Origin of the sequence: Rhizobium mayense (genome assembly GCF_030272705.1) — a bacterium.
Lineage (GTDB): Bacteria > Pseudomonadota > Alphaproteobacteria > Rhizobiales > Rhizobiaceae > Rhizobium > Rhizobium mayense.
In genome coordinates, this window is sequence record NZ_JARFYM010000040.1 from 13,933 (window position 1) to 29,954 (window position 16,022).

Sequence of the window (16,022 nt, forward strand, 5' to 3'; positions counted from 1 at the left end):
ATTTGGGGGATTAATTATGGATGATATGACGCGATCCGGGCGTTTTCAGGCTCGCAGAAGCGGATTCTTCACAAAATCACGCGCAGCCGTTTCCCTGCTGTTTTTGATGAACGGCTTCACCGTCGGCTGCTGGGCGCCAAAGATTCCGGAATTCGCCGAACGGCTGCAACTGACCAAATTCGAACTCGGCCTGATGATTCTGGTTTTCGGTCTGGGTTCGCTGGTGATGATGCCGATGGCCGGCGCGCAGATTGCCGGGCGCGGCTCGAAGATCGTCGTCAAGGCCTTCGCCGTGTTGCTGCTGCCGATGCTGCTCGCCTTGACCGTCACACAGAGTGTCTGGACCGCCGCGATCGCCATCTTCCTGTTCGGCGGCTTCATCGGCGCCATGGATGTGGCGATGAACGCCAATGCTGTGTCGGTGGAGAAATCCATGCATCGGGCGATCATGTCGTCCTGCCACGCTTTCTGGAGCCTTGGCGGCCTCATCGGTTCGGCGATCGGCGGTTTTCTGATCTCGCATTGGGGCGTGCTCGGACATGCCGAGGTCGCGACCGCAATTTCCGTCCTCTTCCTGGCCGTTGCCTGGCCGATGATCCTCGGCGACCAGCCGCATCCGGACGAGGTAAAGCCGAAGGCGCGCTTGCCTTTGATCCCGCTGCCCTGGCTGCTCGGCATGATGGCGTTGTTCTGCATGATCCCGGAAGGTGCCGTGCTCGACTGGAGCGCGCTCTATCTCAGCCAGGAAAAGGCAGCATCGGTGACCCTGTCGGGCTTCGGCTTTGCCGCCTTCTCGCTCACGATGGCGACGATGCGCTTTGCAGGCGATTTCGTCCGCGACCGGTTGGGCGCTGTCAAGACGCTGCGTGTCTGCACGGTCTTTGCGATCGTCGGCATGCTGCTCGCAGCGCTGGCCCCGAATGCGGAGCTTGCCATTGTCGGTTTCGCGCTGTGCGGCATCGGCATTTCCAACATGGTGCCGATCGCCTTTTCGGCCGCCGGCAATATCCCGGGGCTGCAGCCGGGTATCGGCATCTCCGTCGTCACCACCATGGGCTATTCCGGTATGCTGGTTGCCCCTTCCGCGATCGGTTTCGCTGCCGAACATGTTGGTTTCTCGCCAGTCCTGATGGCGTTGCCGGTTCTGCTGCTCGTTGTGCTGGCGCTATCGTCGCTGGCGCGTTACGCCGACGGCATCGGCCGCAGCGCGCATTAATTTCGTCGCTTTCACGTGCTATCGCAGCTCTCCTGCCCGAGCAAAAGTGATGCTCGAAGCGGTTGACAACGACCGCTTCGTGATCCACCTGAAAGCAACCAATTTCCCGAGGCTAACGAGAGATCTCCATGTCGTCCGCCACCGATTTTGATCCGAAGCCGCGCCGTTCTTCCGTTGCCGTCGATGTCGGCGGCGTCATCGTGGGCGGCGGCGCGCCCGTGGTCGTGCAGTCCATGACCAATACCGATACCGCCGATGTCGATTCGACGGTGGCGCAGGTTGCGGCTCTCTTCAGGGCTGGCTCTGAGCTGGTGCGCATCACGGTCGATCGCGACGAAAGTGCCGCCGCCGTGCCGAAGATCCGCGAACGGCTGCTGCGCCTCGGCATGGACGTGCCGCTGATCGGCGATTTCCATTATATCGGCCACAAGCTGCTCGCCGACCATCCGGCCTGCGCCGAGGCGCTGGCGAAATACCGCATCAATCCCGGCAATGTCGGCTTCAAGGATAAGAAGGACAAGCAGTTCGCCGAAATCATCGAAATGGCGATCCGCTATGACAAGCCCGTGCGCATCGGCGTCAACTGGGGCTCGCTCGACCAGGACCTGCTGACCGCGCTGATGGACAGGAACGCCGCCGAGGGCTCACCGCTCTCGGCCCGCGAGGTCACGCGCGAGACGATCGTGCAATCGGCGCTGATATCGGCTGATCTCGCCGAGGAAATCGGTCTGCCGCGCAATCGCATCATTCTCTCGGCCAAGGTCAGCCAGGTGCAGGACCTGATCGCCGTCTATTCCATGCTCGCCGCCCGTTCCGATCATGCGCTGCATCTCGGCCTTACCGAGGCCGGCATGGGCTCGAAGGGTATCGTCGCCTCGTCGGCGGCCATGGGCTATGTACTGCAGCACGGCATCGGCGATACCATCCGCGTCTCGTTGACGCCGGAGCCGAACGGCGACCGCACCCGCGAAGTGCAGGTGGCGCAGGAACTGCTGCAGGTGATGGGTTTCCGCCAGTTCGTGCCTGTTGTCGCCGCTTGTCCCGGCTGCGGCCGCACGACCTCGACCGTGTTCCAGGAACTGGCGCAGAACATCCAGAACGATATCCGCAAGAACATGCCGGTCTGGCGCGAGAAATATCCGGGCGTCGAGGCGCTGAATGTTGCCGTCATGGGCTGCATCGTCAATGGTCCCGGCGAGAGCAAGCACGCCGATATCGGCATCTCGCTGCCCGGCACCGGCGAAACGCCTGCCGCCCCCGTCTTCATCGACGGCAAGAAGGCGATGACGCTGCGCGGCGCAAATATCGCTTCGGAGTTCGAAGCGCTGGTTGCGGATTACATCGAGAAGCGTTTCGGCCAGAAGAGCGTCGCGGCCGAGTGATCCGCCGCCGGACTTGTCTCAGATACTTGGCCTCAGATGTTGCTGGTGAGCAGCTTGATGCCGGCGAAGCAATAGAAGCCGGCCATGGCGCCTTCGATCCACCGGCGCGCATTCCTGTAGATTTTCAAGGCGTGCGCCGTGGAGAACAGCGTCGCGTATCCCATGAACACGACAAAACCGGTTGCGCAGCAGATCGTGATGATCAGCACGGCTACGGAGGCTGGTGCGCCCCGCGGCATGCCGAGCGCGATGATGGCGAGCCAGGCGAAGATCGCTTTCGGATTGGTGACGTGGATGCCGTAGCCACGCAGGATCAGCGACTTGAAGCCGGGGCTTCTCGATTCTTGGCTCGCGGCCGGCAAGTCGCCGCTTGCCCGCACGGCACGAAACGCCTTGTAGGCGAGGTAGAGGAGATAGAGCCCGCCAAAAACCTTCAGGATCTCCAGGGCCATCGCATAGGTCTGCAGCAGAGTGGCCAGCCCGGCCGCGGCAGCGGTTGCCCAGGTCAGCGAGCCGCCGAAGATGCCGAGCGAAATCGTCATGCCTGCCTTGCGTCCGTGGGTCATCGATGTTCCGATGATGGCCATGATCGCCGGTCCCGGACTGACGACGGCGATGATATAGGCGATATAGGCCGGCAGGATCTGCGGCAGATAGGCGAGCGCCTCATGCATGGGATAGCTCCGGGGGGAGGGGTCAGACGGCGCGGCAGATTCCGCGTGATTGATAGTGCATTGGGCGCCAGAATTGCCATGGAATTGCCAAGACGTCACTCTTGGCGCGAAAATATCTTGTCATGGTGACATTTTGTGCTGAGGGCTTTTCAGCTCTTGCGGTTTGCCACGAAGCGGGCTGTTTCGATCAGGACGGTTGCTTTCTCTCCATAGGGAGACAGTAACTCGGAGGCTTCGGTTACCAGGCGGGCAAGGGTGGTTTCGGCCCAGGCCTGGCCGTGCAGCGCGACCAATGTTCCTTTGCCGCGGGCGGCGTCCTTGCCGGTAGCCTTGCCCATGGTCGCGGCGTCGGCAGTCAGGTCGAGAAGATCGTCGGCGAGCTGGAAGGCGAGGCCGATCTTTTCACCGAAGAGGCGCAGCCGCTGACGGTCCTCAGCCGGGGCGCCGGCAATGATGGCACCGGCTTCGCAGGCAAAGCGGATCAGTGCACCGGTCTTCATCGCCTGCAGCATGGTGATGCCGCGCTCGTCCGGGGTTTCTTTTTCGGCAGCAAGATCAAGGGCCTGGCCGCCGGCCATGCCGCCGATGCCGGCCGCGCGAGACAGCGCCAGGACAAGTTCGATCTTTCGACCCGCCGGCAGATCGGTTTCCGGCGCTGCGATGATGTCGAAGGCGTAGGTCAGCAGGCTGTCGCCGGCCAGAATCGCTGTCGCATAGTCAAAGGCGATGTGCACGGTCGGCTGCCCGCGGCGCAGGTCGTCATCATCCATGGCCGGCAGGTCGTCATGCACCAGCGAATAGCAATGCACGCATTCGAGCGCCGCACCGATACGGAGTGCGGCATCGCCGTTGCCATCGAGAAGTGCGGCAGTCTCCATCACGAGAAACGGCCTCAGCCGCTTGCCGCCGTTCAGCACGCCATGACGCATCGCTTCGAGCAACCGCGTGGGGCGAACGATTTCGCCGTTCAGGCAGGCGTCCGCGAGAAGCCTGCCCAGGACAGCCTCAACTTTGCCGGCGTTGTCCTTGAGGCGATGTTCGAAGGAAGAAGTGGTGCTGTCCATGGCCGCTGTTTGGCATGAGTGCGGGTTGCTGGCAACGAGAATTGTCAACCGCCGGGGAGGGAATCTCGCCGCACTCTGGTCATCCCTCTGTGTAGACGGTATGACACTTGCAGCATTCTTGGCGTGTCTGCCGGACACGCGAAGAGTGTTCCGGGGTGGAGAAACGGTGGGCCTTCAACAATTGGATATTCCGACGGACAGCGAGGAAGAAGCTGAGATGCCGCGACGGTCGGGTTGGTTTGCGCGCTTGAGGAGCCGTCCGCTCTGGCAGCGTATCATCCTTGCCCCCATCGCTTTGTTGCTGCTGCCCTATTTCCTTATCCCCCTCTACGCCCTGCCGTTCATTCATCCAATTTCAACCCTGATGCTGCGCGATGCCGTCCTGCTTCAGGGATATGATCGCCGATGGGTTTCCTTCGATGACATCGCACCGGTGCTGGTGCGGTCGGTCCTGGTTTCGGAGGACGGGCAGTTCTGTTTTCACGGCGGTGTCGACTGGGGCGAGATGCGCATGCTCGTACAGGAGACGCTACGGGGCGAGTCCACCCGGGGTGGCAGCACGATCCCGATGCAGACCGTGAAGAATCTTTTCCTCTGGAATAGCCGCTCCTTCGTGCGCAAGGCGCTGGAGCTGCCGCTTGCCGTTACCTCCTCGTTTGTCTGGCCGAAGCGGCGGATGATGGAAATCTATCTGAACATCGCCGAATGGGGGCCGGGGATTTACGGCATAGAGGCGGCGGCACAATATCATTTCAAGGTGCCGGCCTCGAAATTGACCGCCCGCCAGGCCGCGCTTCTCGCCGTCTCCTTGCCCAATCCGATCGACCGGGTTGCGAGCAGGCCGGGGCGCGGACTGCGCCAGCTCGCGTCGCTGATCCAGCGTCGGGCGAAGAATTCCGCCGACTACATCAAATGCCTTTATAACTGATATCAGAACTTGTCGTTCGATCGGGCAACCGTCATCTGGCATTCTTGCATGTGACGTAAGGGCGGGTGATCTGCCACCAACACCGGACCTGCCCCATGAGCATCGATGCCTTCTCGCCTGAACTGCTGAAATATTCCAAGAGCCGTCATCCGGAACCGCCTCCTCATCTCGGTCGGCGCTACGATCTCTCGGGGAATTTTCAGTACGAGCCGGGCAATACGATTGTCTGCCATGTAGTGGAAGGTTCCGAAACGCAGCGCGCCGTCGTTGCGGCGCGGGAGAAATTTCTGGTCATGCCTGAAGCCTCGCAGTTCACCTTCACGCCGATTTCCAGCCTGCATATGACGCTGTTTCAAGGTATCATCGAATATCGCCGCACGCGGCCTTACTGGCCGGCGGATATAGCGCTCGATGCACCGATCGATGAGATGACGGAGATCATGGGCGAGCGATTGAAGGCCTTTTCCACGCGCGATCCGTTCAAGGTGGCGGTGACGCATGCGCGCCCGAGTGGCCTGCTCGTGGACGGCGCGACCGAGACGGATCGGAGGCTGATGCGGGAGTGGCGCAATGCCCTTGCCGATCTCCTCGGCTATCGCCACCCCGACCATGACGTCTATCCGTTCCACATTACCTTCGCCTATGTCATCGAGCGCCTGGCTGACGAGGCGCTGCCGCGCTGGCAGGCGATGCTGGACCAGGTTGCCGCCGATGTCCGCGCTGCGGCGCCGATCATCGAGCTGCGCCCGCCGGCCTTTTGTTCGTTCGATAACATGAATCATTTCGAGGAACTTCTGGTATTGGAGTTCCGGAAATAAAAAGGGACAAATCATGGACAAGCTGACCCTCTACATCGGAAACAAGAACTATTCCTCCTGGTCCTTTCGGCCATGGATCGCGTTGGAGGGTTGCCGCATCTTTTTCGAAGAGGTGCTGATCCCCTTCGATTTTCCAGCCGGCAATCCGCGCATTCGCGAGGTTTCGCCGACAGGCAAGGTGCCGATGCTGGTCCATGGTGAATTCAAAGTCTGGGAATCGCTCGCCATCATCGAATATGTGGCCGAGCTTTTCCCGGATGCCGGGCTCTGGCCTAAAGATCGGCAGGCGCGCGCCTTGGCGCGCTCGATCTCCATGGAGATGCTGGCGGGCTTCCGCGCGCTGCGCAATGCCTGCCCGATGAACATCCGTCGTCCCGTCAGCCGGCTCGATCTGCCCGAGGGTGTCATGGACGATGTTGCGCGCATCGAGACGATCTGGCGCGACATGCGCGCCCTTTCCGGCGGCCCCTTCCTGTTCGGCGCTTTCTCCGGCGCCGATGCGATGTTTGCGCCGGTCGTCAACCGCCTCGAGGTTTATGATCTCGTCAGCGCCGCCGACACGCTGGACTATATGGCTGCGATGAAAGCCCTGCCCGCCTGGCAGAAATGGGAAAAAGCGGCGCGTGAAGAGCCGTGGATCGTGCCGGAAGACGAGGCCTGATCGCTGATTCGGCTTCCATCGGTCCGAATCCGACGGTGCGGGCAAAAAATGCGGGAAGGGACTGGTCAAAGTCCCTTTAGCCATGTATAAGCCCGCCCAATTTCCGAAATTGATGCATATCTGTTTCGGCCGCCTGGCTGGCCGCTGATATGTTTCGTCCGCAAAGTGGAGTAACGAGAATGGCTGTACCGAAGAGAAAAACGAGCCCGTCCAAGCGCGGTATGCGCCGCTCGGCTGATGCGCTCAAGGCTCCGACCTATGTCGAAGACAAGAACTCCGGCGAACTGCGTCGCCCGCATCATATCGATCTGAAGACCGGCATGTATCGCGGTCGCCAGGTTCTGACGCCGAAGGAAAGCGCATAATTCAAGCGCGCCCTTAGGGTTGAGATTCAAAGGCTGGCGTTTCGCCGGCCTTTTTCTGTTTGCGAATTCGGTTCGGACTTCGCGCCTGAAAATCGCTTCGCACTTCTCCTGGAATTGCTTTAAGACTGGCGGCGACTTCAATTCCGAAGAGATTTTTCTGGTTATGATTGTTGCCTTCCCGCTGATGATCGTTCCCCTCGTGCTTTACAATCTGGCGATGCTGGGTTTGATGGGCGCTGGCGGTATCGCGTCCCTCAACGATGTGATGCTTACCCTCGCCATGCTTTCGAGCGCGACATGGACGCTGCAGCTTGGTGATTTCTTCATCGTCATCGCGCTGATCATGCTGTTTTTCGAAATTCTGAAGGCGACGCGCAACGGTTCCGGCTCGCTGCTCAATCACATGCTGTCGATGCTGGTGTTCATCGCCTATCTCGTCGAATTCCTGCTGGTCAAGGACGCGGCGACGCAAACTTTCTTCGTCCTGATGACCATCGCCTTCATCGACGTCATCGGGGGATTCACCATTTCGATCCGCTCGGCCGGACGGGATGTTTCGATCGGGCTGTAAGGGTTTTTACCCTCTCCCCGATGGGGCGAGGGTAGGATGCTCACAAACTGTCCAGCTTGTTCTGCATAGCGCGGAGCTGTTCTTTCAGCTCGTCGATGTCCTTTGCCTCCGCCTTGCGGCTTTCTTTCGCCGGCGGTTTCATGAAGGGCGAAAACATCTGCATGGCCTGCTGGAACATTTCTGTGTTGCGGCGGACCTGCTCCTCGACCATCTGGATCGGCAGTTGCAGGTTCTTGCCGAGCGGCGTTTCGCCGAAGGCGCGGTTGATCTGCTCGCGCATCTGTGTCTGCTGCTCGGTAAAGGCGCGCATGGAATGTTCGAGAAAGCTCGGCACGACCATCTGCATCTGATCGCCGTAATAGGTGATCAATTGCCTGAGGAACGAAATCGGCAACAGCGTATTTCCGGTCTTCGATTCCTGTTCGAAAATGATCTGCGTTAGAACCGAATGCGTGATCTCCTCGCCGCTTTTTGCATCCTGGACGATAAATTCCTCTCCCTTTTTCACCATCTCCGCTAGGTCATCCAACGTCACGTATGTGCTGGTGCCGGTATTGTATAAGCGGCGATTGGCATATTTCTTGATAACGATCTGGCCCTCATTTTTTGCCATTATCAGTCTCCTGGCCCCGTCTGATTGTATGGAAACTCCTCCACCGCCAAGTGTAGACGCAAAAGAAGCTTGGTGACAATCGGTTTGTGCGATGCGGCAAGCCCTTTCCTTTAATTGTATTTTTTGCCGGGTGATGACGACTTCATGAAATCTGGAAGACCAAAATTCTTGTCGTTTGACTCGGGCGCAAAGCTTTGACAGTTTCGCCTTATATATGTCCAACCTGTGAGGAGGCTTCCATGAGCAATCCATCCATCGTCGTCGCCAGTGCAGCTCGCACTGCTGTCGGTTCCTTCAACGGCGCCTTTGCGACCATCCCGGCTCATGAGCTCGGCGCAGCTGCGATCAAGGGCGCATTGGAGCGCTCCGGTGTCGATGCCAAGGAAGTCGACGAGGTGATCCTCGGTCAGGTGCTGCAGGCCGGCGAAGGCCAGAACCCGGCTCGCCAGGCCGCCATGAAGGCCGGCGTTCCGCAGGAAGCGACCGCCTGGGGCGTTAATCAGCTCTGTGGCTCCGGTTTGCGCGCCGTAGCACTTGGCATGCAGCAGATCGCTTCTGGCGACGCCAAGATCATCGTCGCCGGCGGCCAGGAATCCATGTCCATGGCCCCTCATGCCGCCCATCTTCGCGGCGGCACCAAGATGGGTGACATGAAGATGATCGATACGATGATCAAGGACGGCCTGACGGATGCCTTCTACGGCTATCATATGGGCATCACGGCGGAAAACATCGCCCGTCAGTGGCAGCTTTCGCGCGACGACCAGGATCAGTTCGCGGTTTCCTCGCAGAACAAGGCCGAAGCCGCGCAGCTCGCCGGCCGTTTCAAGGACGAGATCGTGCCCTTCATCGTCAAGAGCCGTAAGGGCGACGTCAGCGTCGATGCCGACGAATTTATCCGTCACGGTGCGACGCTGGACAACATGACCAAGCTGCGCCCTGCCTTCGACAAGGAAGGCACGGTAACGGCCGGCAATGCATCAGGCATCAATGACGGAGCGGCCGCTGCCGTGCTGATGACCGAGGCGGAAGCCTCGCGCCGCGGCATCCAGCCGCTCGCCCGCATCGTTTCCTGGGCAACTGCCGGCGTCGACCCGCAGATCATGGGCACCGGTCCGATCCCAGCCTCGCGCAAGGCGCTGGAAAAGGCGGGCTGGTCTGTCGGCGACCTCGACCTCATCGAGGCCAACGAGGCCTTTGCCGCGCAAGCCTGCGCCGTCAACAAGGATCTCGGCTGGGATACGTCCATCGTCAACGTCAATGGCGGCGCCATCGCCATCGGCCATCCGATCGGTGCTTCCGGCGCCCGCATCCTCAACACGCTTCTCTTCGAAATGAAGCGTCGCGGCGCCAAGAAGGGCCTCGCCACGCTCTGCATCGGCGGCGGCATGGGCGTCGCCATGTGCTTCGAAGCGCTCTAGAGAGCATTCCGCTTTCAGGTGATCTCACCTGAAAGCGGAAAAGATGCTCTGGATTCAAAAGGCTAGAGCGATCTTTGTGCGTTCGCATGAACGCACAGCGCTCCAGGGCGCTTCGCTCGGTCCCCAAACAGTGCGAGATGGTTTTGAATAAGATCGTGCTAAAGTAAATAGCGAGAGAGGGATTAAGCGATTCGAGAACGCTGATCCGCTTTGGCGACAACAGAGGGGAGTGGAATATGAGCAGAGTGGCGTTGGTGACAGGTGGTACCCGCGGCATCGGGGCGGCCATTTCAATGGCGTTGCGCAATGCGGGCTATCGGGTTGCGGCAACCTATGCCGGCAATGACGAGAAGGCACGGGCTTTCCATGAAGTGACGGGCATTTCCGTCCATAAGTGGGACGTGTCCGACTATGAAGCCTGCGGTAAGGGCATCGCCGAGATTCAGGGCGAACTCGGTCCGATCGAGATTCTCGTCAACAATGCCGGGATCACCCGAGATGCCATGTTCCACAAAATGACGCCGCAGCAATGGCACGAGGTCGTCAACACCAACCTCACAGGCCTGTTCAACATGACGCATCATGTCTGGCAGGGCATGCGCGACCGCAGCTTTGGCCGCGTCGTCAATATTTCGTCGATCAACGGGCAGAAGGGCCAGATGGGTCAGGCGAACTATTCCGCCGCCAAAGCCGGCGACCTCGGCTTCACCAAGGCGCTTGCGCAGGAGGGTGCCGCCAAGAATATCACCGTCAATGCCATCTGCCCTGGCTATATTGGCACTGAGATGGTGCTTGCGGTGCCGGAAAAGGTCTTGAACGAGCGGATCATCCCGCAGATCCCCGTCGGCCGTCTGGGCGATCCAGAGGAAATTGCCCGCATCGTCGTCTTCCTCGTCGGCGATGACGCCGGCTTCATCACGGGGTCGACGATCAGCGCCAATGGCGGTCAATTCGTCGTTTGATCTGGAAGCGCAAGTGCCAGATGATTGCCGGGATGCCCGGCAATCATCGCTGGCTTGAATTCGCGGATCGCCGCTGCCGGCGTTTGAATTCCAAAACGACGGGCTCAAAGGTTATACGCCGCATTTCCTTCTCCCGCATCCGCGCGGCATAACCCAGCACAATAAACGTGGTGCCGACAAGAGCGAGCCCTGCGATGCTTGCAATGATCTCGGCCATGGTGCCGTTCCTTTCCAAAAACGCTGACCCGATCCCCGCGAGACCGGCGTGGGTGTGTTCGTCTCAAGAAAAATATCGGTCCAATATTGTCGGCGCGGATGATTTCGCTTTTACGACCGATCGCCGACAGAGCGTCGACGATCGGCCAAAAGAAATCGATCTTAGCCGGTAACCGCCTTAGCGGCAGCGAGCCTCATAGCGGCGGCCGTTGCGGTCACGGTAAATGCAATAGCCCGGGTGCTCATGGGACCGGCCGATGAGATAGCCGACGGCACCGCCGGCGACGGCGCCAATTGCGGCACCACCCCAGCTATTGCTGGCAACACCGCCTATGATCGCGCCCGTTCCGGCGCCGATGGCTGTTCCCCTTTCGGTCGCGGTGCATGAGGCAAGTGCGCCGACAAGGGCGATCGCGACGATGATTTTCTTCATGATAATGCTCCCTAGTGGTTGAGGTCTTCAACAATATCGGCCGGATCAGATCCGGCCCATCAGTAGCAGGATGAGGAGGATGACAAGAACAAGTCCGAGACCACCTGATGGACCGTAACCCCAACCCCGGCTGTAACCCCAGTTCGGAAGTGCACCGATCAGCAACAGAATCAAAATCACGAGTAATATTGTACCAAGCATGACAAATTTCCTCCGAGTCTGGCGCCTAGAGCACCCCCGCCGGAGTGACGTTACGTCACCCAGGCAGATAAGATGCGCTAGATTCAAAGTCCCGATGCGTCCTTTATCGTCCCCCTCTAATGAGTAGCGCACCACTGTCGCCGTGAATAGAAACTTGTTTCGCGAGAAATTGTTCCGGCTCAGAAATAACAAGTCATGGAAGTAAGCTGGCGGGCTGGCCAAAAGTGTTAACACACGCGCTCGAACACCTGCGGAAAATGTCCACCGACGACCTCTGCATATGGTTAAAAATTGATTTAAATACAATATGTTGCGGTGAACGAAACAGGAAACTGGACCTGTCCGCGATTCGTCAGCGATTCGTTCTGCATTTGGGCTTTGGTTAATGCTGGGACGACTGGTTCATCCAAAGATCTACCTCTTTCGAAGAGGTGGACTTAAACCTGATCGCCGAAAAGTGGTACTTCGCCAGCGAAATGGTTAATACCAGCGATTTTTGAGGCTAATCGTGTCGCCTCCCCGTTCTCCATTTGGATGAGTTGCCCTATCCGAACGCTATATCTAGCTGTGAACAAATCGAGTACATGAGCGAATCAGCGATTCGTCGCTGATTCGTTCCGGCTTTGGTCGACGTGTTAACGGATTCAATTTATGCGCGAATTTATGAATTTGTCATATATGGTTTCGCTTAAAAGTTAATCGCAATCCACGATTCGGCAGGATTCTATGTTTCAACCAATCAGAGTCCTGTGCGTTTCGTTCGGAATAACCCTAGATGTTGTGTGGAACAAATGCAGAATCGGCCGATGTCAGTGATTCGTCGCCGATTCGTTCCGGCTTTGGCCCGAATCTTAATTCGGAAGTTTCAGGGCCGGATTCTCAGGGGAATTTACCGGCTTAACAAGCGGTTAACCATGTTTTCGAGCGCGGCTATCGTTCTGCCGGATTTGCCTCTTGACTCTTGATTCACGTGAAAAGTGGGTCTGTGTGCGATTCAGTATTTGGTGGGATTCTGTGAATCAAAATCCATATATAGTAGTGAACAGAACGAGAACCGTGGTGAGTCAGCGATTCGTCGCTGATTCGTTCTCAAGCTGTTCCGGACTCCTCAGGACTCGCCTGGGGTGCAAGGACAATGTAGCTTTCGGTTGAGCCCGCCAGCAATGAAATCGCATGCCGCGACCGCTGTTTTTTCATTCGGGTCTTGCCTTTGTCACATATGGTCGTCATCTCTTCTTCTCTTCCCTGGGGAGCTTGTTGATCGGAAAGACAGCGGTTTCTCGCCCATGCATGGACCTATGACTCTGACTTCGCAGCCAATGATCCTGAGCGGACGCGGCGTGACCGCGGTGCTCGGACCGACCAATACCGGCAAAACCCATTATGCCATCGAGCGCATGGTGGCGCACGGCAACGGCGTCATCGGCCTGCCGCTGCGCCTGCTCGCGCGCGAGGTTTACACCCGCGTTGTTGAAAAGGTCGGGGCGCAATATGTGGCGCTGGTCACCGGGGAAGAGAAGATTTCGCCGCCGAATGCGCGTTACTCCGTCTGCACTGTCGAGGCCATGCCGCGGGAGACGCGCGCGTCCTTTGTCGCGATCGATGAAGTACAGCTCGCAGGCGATCTCGAACGCGGCCACATCTTCACCGACCGCATTCTGCATCTGCGCGGGCGTGACGAGACGCTGCTGCTTGGCGCGGGTACGATGCGGCCGATTCTCGAGCAGTTGTTGCCGGGGATCACGGTCGTCGAGCGGCCCCGCCTGTCGCATCTCTTTTATGCCGGGCAGAAGAAGATCACCCGCCTGCCGCAACGCACGGCGATCGTCGCCTTCTCCGCCGACGAGGTCTATGCCATCGCCGAGCTCATCCGCCGCCAGCGCGGCGGCGCGGCTGTCGTCCTCGGGGCGCTCAGCCCGCGTACCCGCAATGCACAGGTTGCTCTCTATCAGGCCGGCGATGTCGAATATCTGGTGGCGACCGATGCGATCGGCATGGGTCTCAATCTCGATGTCGATCACGTCGCTTTCGCCCAGGATCGCAAGTTCGACGGCTATCAATTCCGCAATCTCAATCCGGGCGAGCTCGGCCAAATCGCCGGCCGCGCTGGCCGTCACCTGAAGGACGGCACTTTTGGCGTGACCGGTCAGGTCGATCCCTTCGACGACGAGTTGGTACGGCGCATCGAGGGTCATGAGTTCGATACGGTCAAGGTGCTACAATGGCGCACCAAGGAATTCGATTTTTCCTCGATCGCTTCGCTGCGCGCGAGCCTTGAGAGCGCGCCGCGCGTACAGGGCCTGACGCGCGCGCTGCCGGCGGTCGATCAGCAGGCGCTGGAATATCTGTCGCGCGATCTGGAGATTTCCGATCTCGCCAGCAATTCGGCGCGGGTCGAAAAATTATGGGAAGCCTGCGCGCTTCCGGATTATCGGCGGATTACACCCGCCCAGCATGCCGATCTTATAGCCACCCTCTTTTCCGACCTCGTGCGCTATGGCACGGTAAAGGAAGACTTCCTTGCCGAACAAGTGCATCGTGCCGATCGGACTGATGGCGAGATTGACACGCTTTCGGCGCGAATAGCGCAGATAAGGACTTGGACCTATGTATCGAATCGGCCCGGTTGGCTTGCCGATCCGACACACTGGCAAGAAAAGACGCGGGAAATCGAAGATCGATTGTCCGATGCGTTACATGAAAGGTTGACGAAACGCTTTGTTGATCGCAGGACATCTGTGCTCATGAAGCGCCTGAGAGAGAATGCGATGCTGGAAGCTGAAATCAGTGTGAATGGGGATGTCTTCGTTGAGGGGCATCATGTGGGACAGTTGACCGGATTCCGGTTCACGCCTATCGCGGGAACCGAGGGGCCGGACGCCAAGGCTGTCCAGACGGCCTCGCAGAAGGCGCTCGCGCTGGAGTTCGAGGCGCGCGCCGCCCGTATCCACGCGGCCGGCAACAGCGATCTGGCGATCAGCGCGGATGGCCTCGTCCGTTGGCTCGGCGATCCCGTGGCGCGGCTTTCGGGCAGCGATCACGTCATGCGTCCGCGCGTCATCCTGCTCGCGGACGAGCAGTTGACGGGCAATGCGCGCGACCATGTGGCGGCGCGCATCGAGCGCTTCGTGAATCATCATATCAGCACGGTCTTGAAGCCGCTCGACGACCTGTCGCGCGCCGAGGACCTGCAGGGTCTCGCCAAGGGGCTGGCCTTCCAGCTCGTCGAAAGCCTAGGCGTGCTCTTCCGCCGCGACGTCACCGAAGAGGTGAAGTCGCTCGATCAGGATGCGCGCGCCTCGATGCGCCGCTATGGCGTCCGCTTCGGTGCCTACCACATTTTTGTGCCCGCCCTGTTGAAGCCGGCTCCGGCCGAGCTCATCACCCTGCTTTGGGCGTTGAAGAACGACGGCCTCGACAAGCCGGGCTATGGCGACCTGATCCCGGTTCTGGCCGCCGGCCGTACATCCGTCGTCACGGATCCGAGCTTCGAGCGCATGTTCTACAAGCTCGCCGGCTTCCGTTTTCTCGGAAAGCGTGCGGTGCGCATCGACATTCTCGAACGGCTGGCGGATATCATCCGTCCGCTGCTGCAGTGGAAGCCCGGTCAGGCCTCGCGCCCGGAAGGTGCCTATGACGGCCGCCGTTTCACGACGACGACGTCTATGCTCTCCATCCTCGGCGCGACGCTGGAGGATATGGAAGAGATCCTGAAGGGTCTTGGCTATCGCGCCGACGCCGTGAAGGCGGAAGATGCCACGGCCTTCCTCGCGCAGCAGGATGTCGCTTCTGCGCCCGCTGCGGCAGCGCCGGCTGCGGAAGTAGCCGCCGAAAAGGCCGATCATGACGATGCCGATAGCCACAGCGATGAGCCGGCTACGGAAGGTGAAGCCGTCGCACAGGATGCAGCCCCTGCAGCGGAAGCGCCGGCTGAGCCGGCTGCCGCCGCCGCCGAGCCTGCCGAAGCCGCCGCGGCGGTAGCCGAGCTGCCTGGTGCCGATGTCGTTGCCGCCGAACCGGTCGAGCCGAAGCCGGTTCTGCTTTGGCGTCTTGGCGGACGCAGCGACAACCAGCAGCGCCAGGGCGGACGCGGCCATGGCGATCATCGCCGCGGCCAGCACGGTCAGGGCGAGGGACGCGGTCATCAGGGCAATCGCCGCAATGGCGGCGGTGAGCAGCAGGCGGGCGGCGAAGGCAATCGCGAAGGCCGGGATAATCGCGAAGGGCGCGAGGCCCGAGGTGACAACGGAGGTCCGCGCGGCAATCGCGACGGCGGTCGCCCGCAACATCAGGGCAATCGTTCCGAGCGTAACGACCGCCAGGATCGCGGCGAACGGAAAGAGCGTAACGATCGCAATGACCGGAACGACCGCAACAATCGCGGCGTGTCGCAGCCGCTGCGTTTCGAAGCCAAGCCGCCGCGCAAGGAAAAGCCGATCGATCCGGATTCTCCTTTCGCCAAGCTCGCAGCGCTCAAGGAGCAGATGAAGAAATAGG

16 protein-coding genes are annotated in these 16,022 nt (G+C 59.8%); 10 read left to right on the plus strand and 6 right to left on the minus strand.

Annotated features, from left to right (window positions below):
• Positions 1 to 25: 25 nt before the first annotated feature.
• Complete coding sequence (locus tag PY649_RS30255) at positions 26 to 1,216, plus strand: MFS transporter (protein ID WP_432761433.1); 1,191 nt, start codon at positions 26 to 28, stop codon at positions 1,214 to 1,216.
• A gap of 128 nt (positions 1,217 to 1,344) precedes the next feature.
• Positions 1,345 to 2,598 (plus strand): flavodoxin-dependent (E)-4-hydroxy-3-methylbut-2-enyl-diphosphate synthase, encoded by a 1,254-nt coding sequence (gene ispG / locus PY649_RS30260; RefSeq protein ID WP_285872586.1) that lies wholly within the window; start codon positions 1,345 to 1,347, stop codon positions 2,596 to 2,598.
• Between the two features lie 32 nt (positions 2,599 to 2,630).
• Here the strand turns inward: ispG and PY649_RS30265 are convergent, their stop codons facing one another.
• Both PY649_RS30265 and PY649_RS30270 read right to left on the minus strand, forming a co-directional pair.
• Entirely contained in the window at positions 2,631 to 3,272 is a 642-nt protein-coding gene (locus PY649_RS30265) for a LysE family translocator (RefSeq protein ID WP_285872587.1), read from the minus strand.
• Between the two features lie 149 nt (positions 3,273 to 3,421).
• Entirely contained in the window at positions 3,422 to 4,336 is a 915-nt protein-coding gene (locus PY649_RS30270) for a polyprenyl synthetase family protein (protein WP_285872588.1), read from the minus strand.
• A 181-nt stretch (positions 4,337 to 4,517) separates the two neighbouring features.
• Here PY649_RS30270 and mtgA point away from each other — a divergent pair, with 181 nt between their 5' ends.
• The 5 genes from mtgA to PY649_RS30295 all read left to right on the plus strand — a co-directional run bounded on the left by mtgA (position 4,518) and on the right by PY649_RS30295 (position 7,679).
• Positions 4,518 to 5,264 (plus strand): monofunctional biosynthetic peptidoglycan transglycosylase, encoded by a 747-nt coding sequence (gene mtgA / locus PY649_RS30275; protein WP_285872612.1) that lies wholly within the window; start codon positions 4,518 to 4,520, stop codon positions 5,262 to 5,264.
• Between the two features lie 95 nt (positions 5,265 to 5,359).
• Complete coding sequence (locus PY649_RS30280) at positions 5,360 to 6,082, plus strand: DUF1868 domain-containing protein (RefSeq protein WP_285872590.1); 723 nt, start codon at positions 5,360 to 5,362, stop codon at positions 6,080 to 6,082.
• A gap of 13 nt (positions 6,083 to 6,095) precedes the next feature.
• A complete protein-coding gene (locus tag PY649_RS30285) occupies positions 6,096 to 6,743 on the plus strand; it encodes a glutathione S-transferase family protein (protein WP_285872592.1) in 648 nt (215 codons plus the stop codon).
• A 179-nt stretch (positions 6,744 to 6,922) separates the two neighbouring features.
• The gene (rpmF, locus tag PY649_RS30290; protein WP_003543812.1) at positions 6,923 to 7,108 is read left to right on the plus strand and encodes a 50S ribosomal protein L32; all 186 of its coding nucleotides are present in this window, start codon (positions 6,923 to 6,925) and stop codon (positions 7,106 to 7,108) included.
• A gap of 163 nt (positions 7,109 to 7,271) precedes the next feature.
• Positions 7,272 to 7,679 (plus strand): hypothetical protein, encoded by a 408-nt coding sequence (locus PY649_RS30295; protein ID WP_285872593.1) that lies wholly within the window; start codon positions 7,272 to 7,274, stop codon positions 7,677 to 7,679.
• A 40-nt stretch (positions 7,680 to 7,719) separates the two neighbouring features.
• On the opposite strand, the gene phaR is transcribed toward PY649_RS30295, so the two are convergent.
• A complete protein-coding gene (phaR, locus tag PY649_RS30300) occupies positions 7,720 to 8,292 on the minus strand; it encodes a polyhydroxyalkanoate synthesis repressor PhaR (protein WP_107109823.1) in 573 nt (190 codons plus the stop codon).
• A gap of 239 nt (positions 8,293 to 8,531) precedes the next feature.
• Here phaR and PY649_RS30305 point away from each other — a divergent pair, with 239 nt between their 5' ends.
• Entirely contained in the window at positions 8,532 to 9,713 is a 1,182-nt protein-coding gene (locus tag PY649_RS30305) for an acetyl-CoA C-acetyltransferase (RefSeq protein WP_285872594.1), read from the plus strand.
• Between the two features lie 236 nt (positions 9,714 to 9,949).
• Positions 9,950 to 10,675: an acetoacetyl-CoA reductase gene (gene phbB, locus PY649_RS30310; protein ID WP_285872595.1), complete on the plus strand. Its 726-nt coding sequence runs from the start codon at positions 9,950 to 9,952 to the stop codon at positions 10,673 to 10,675.
• Positions 10,676 to 10,718: 43 nt separating this feature from the next.
• On the opposite strand, the gene PY649_RS30315 is transcribed toward phbB, so the two are convergent.
• The 3 genes from PY649_RS30315 to PY649_RS30325 all read right to left on the minus strand — a co-directional run bounded on the left by PY649_RS30315 (position 10,719) and on the right by PY649_RS30325 (position 11,525).
• Entirely contained in the window at positions 10,719 to 10,892 is a 174-nt protein-coding gene (locus tag PY649_RS30315) for a hypothetical protein (protein WP_285872596.1), read from the minus strand.
• Positions 10,893 to 11,069: 177 nt separating this feature from the next.
• Positions 11,070 to 11,324, minus strand: coding sequence for a YMGG-like glycine zipper-containing protein (locus PY649_RS30320; protein WP_285872597.1), 255 nt, complete (start codon positions 11,322 to 11,324; stop codon positions 11,070 to 11,072).
• Between the two features lie 45 nt (positions 11,325 to 11,369).
• Positions 11,370 to 11,525, minus strand: coding sequence for a DUF3309 family protein (locus PY649_RS30325; RefSeq protein ID WP_285872598.1), 156 nt, complete (start codon positions 11,523 to 11,525; stop codon positions 11,370 to 11,372).
• Between the two features lie 1,298 nt (positions 11,526 to 12,823).
• Between PY649_RS30325 and PY649_RS30330 the strand changes: the two genes are divergently transcribed.
• Positions 12,824 to 16,021 carry a helicase-related protein gene (locus PY649_RS30330; RefSeq protein ID WP_285872600.1) on the plus strand — a complete coding sequence of 1,066 codons (3,198 nt, stop codon included), beginning with the start codon at positions 12,824 to 12,826 and terminating at the stop codon, positions 16,019 to 16,021.
• Position 16,022 lies beyond the last annotated feature (1 nt).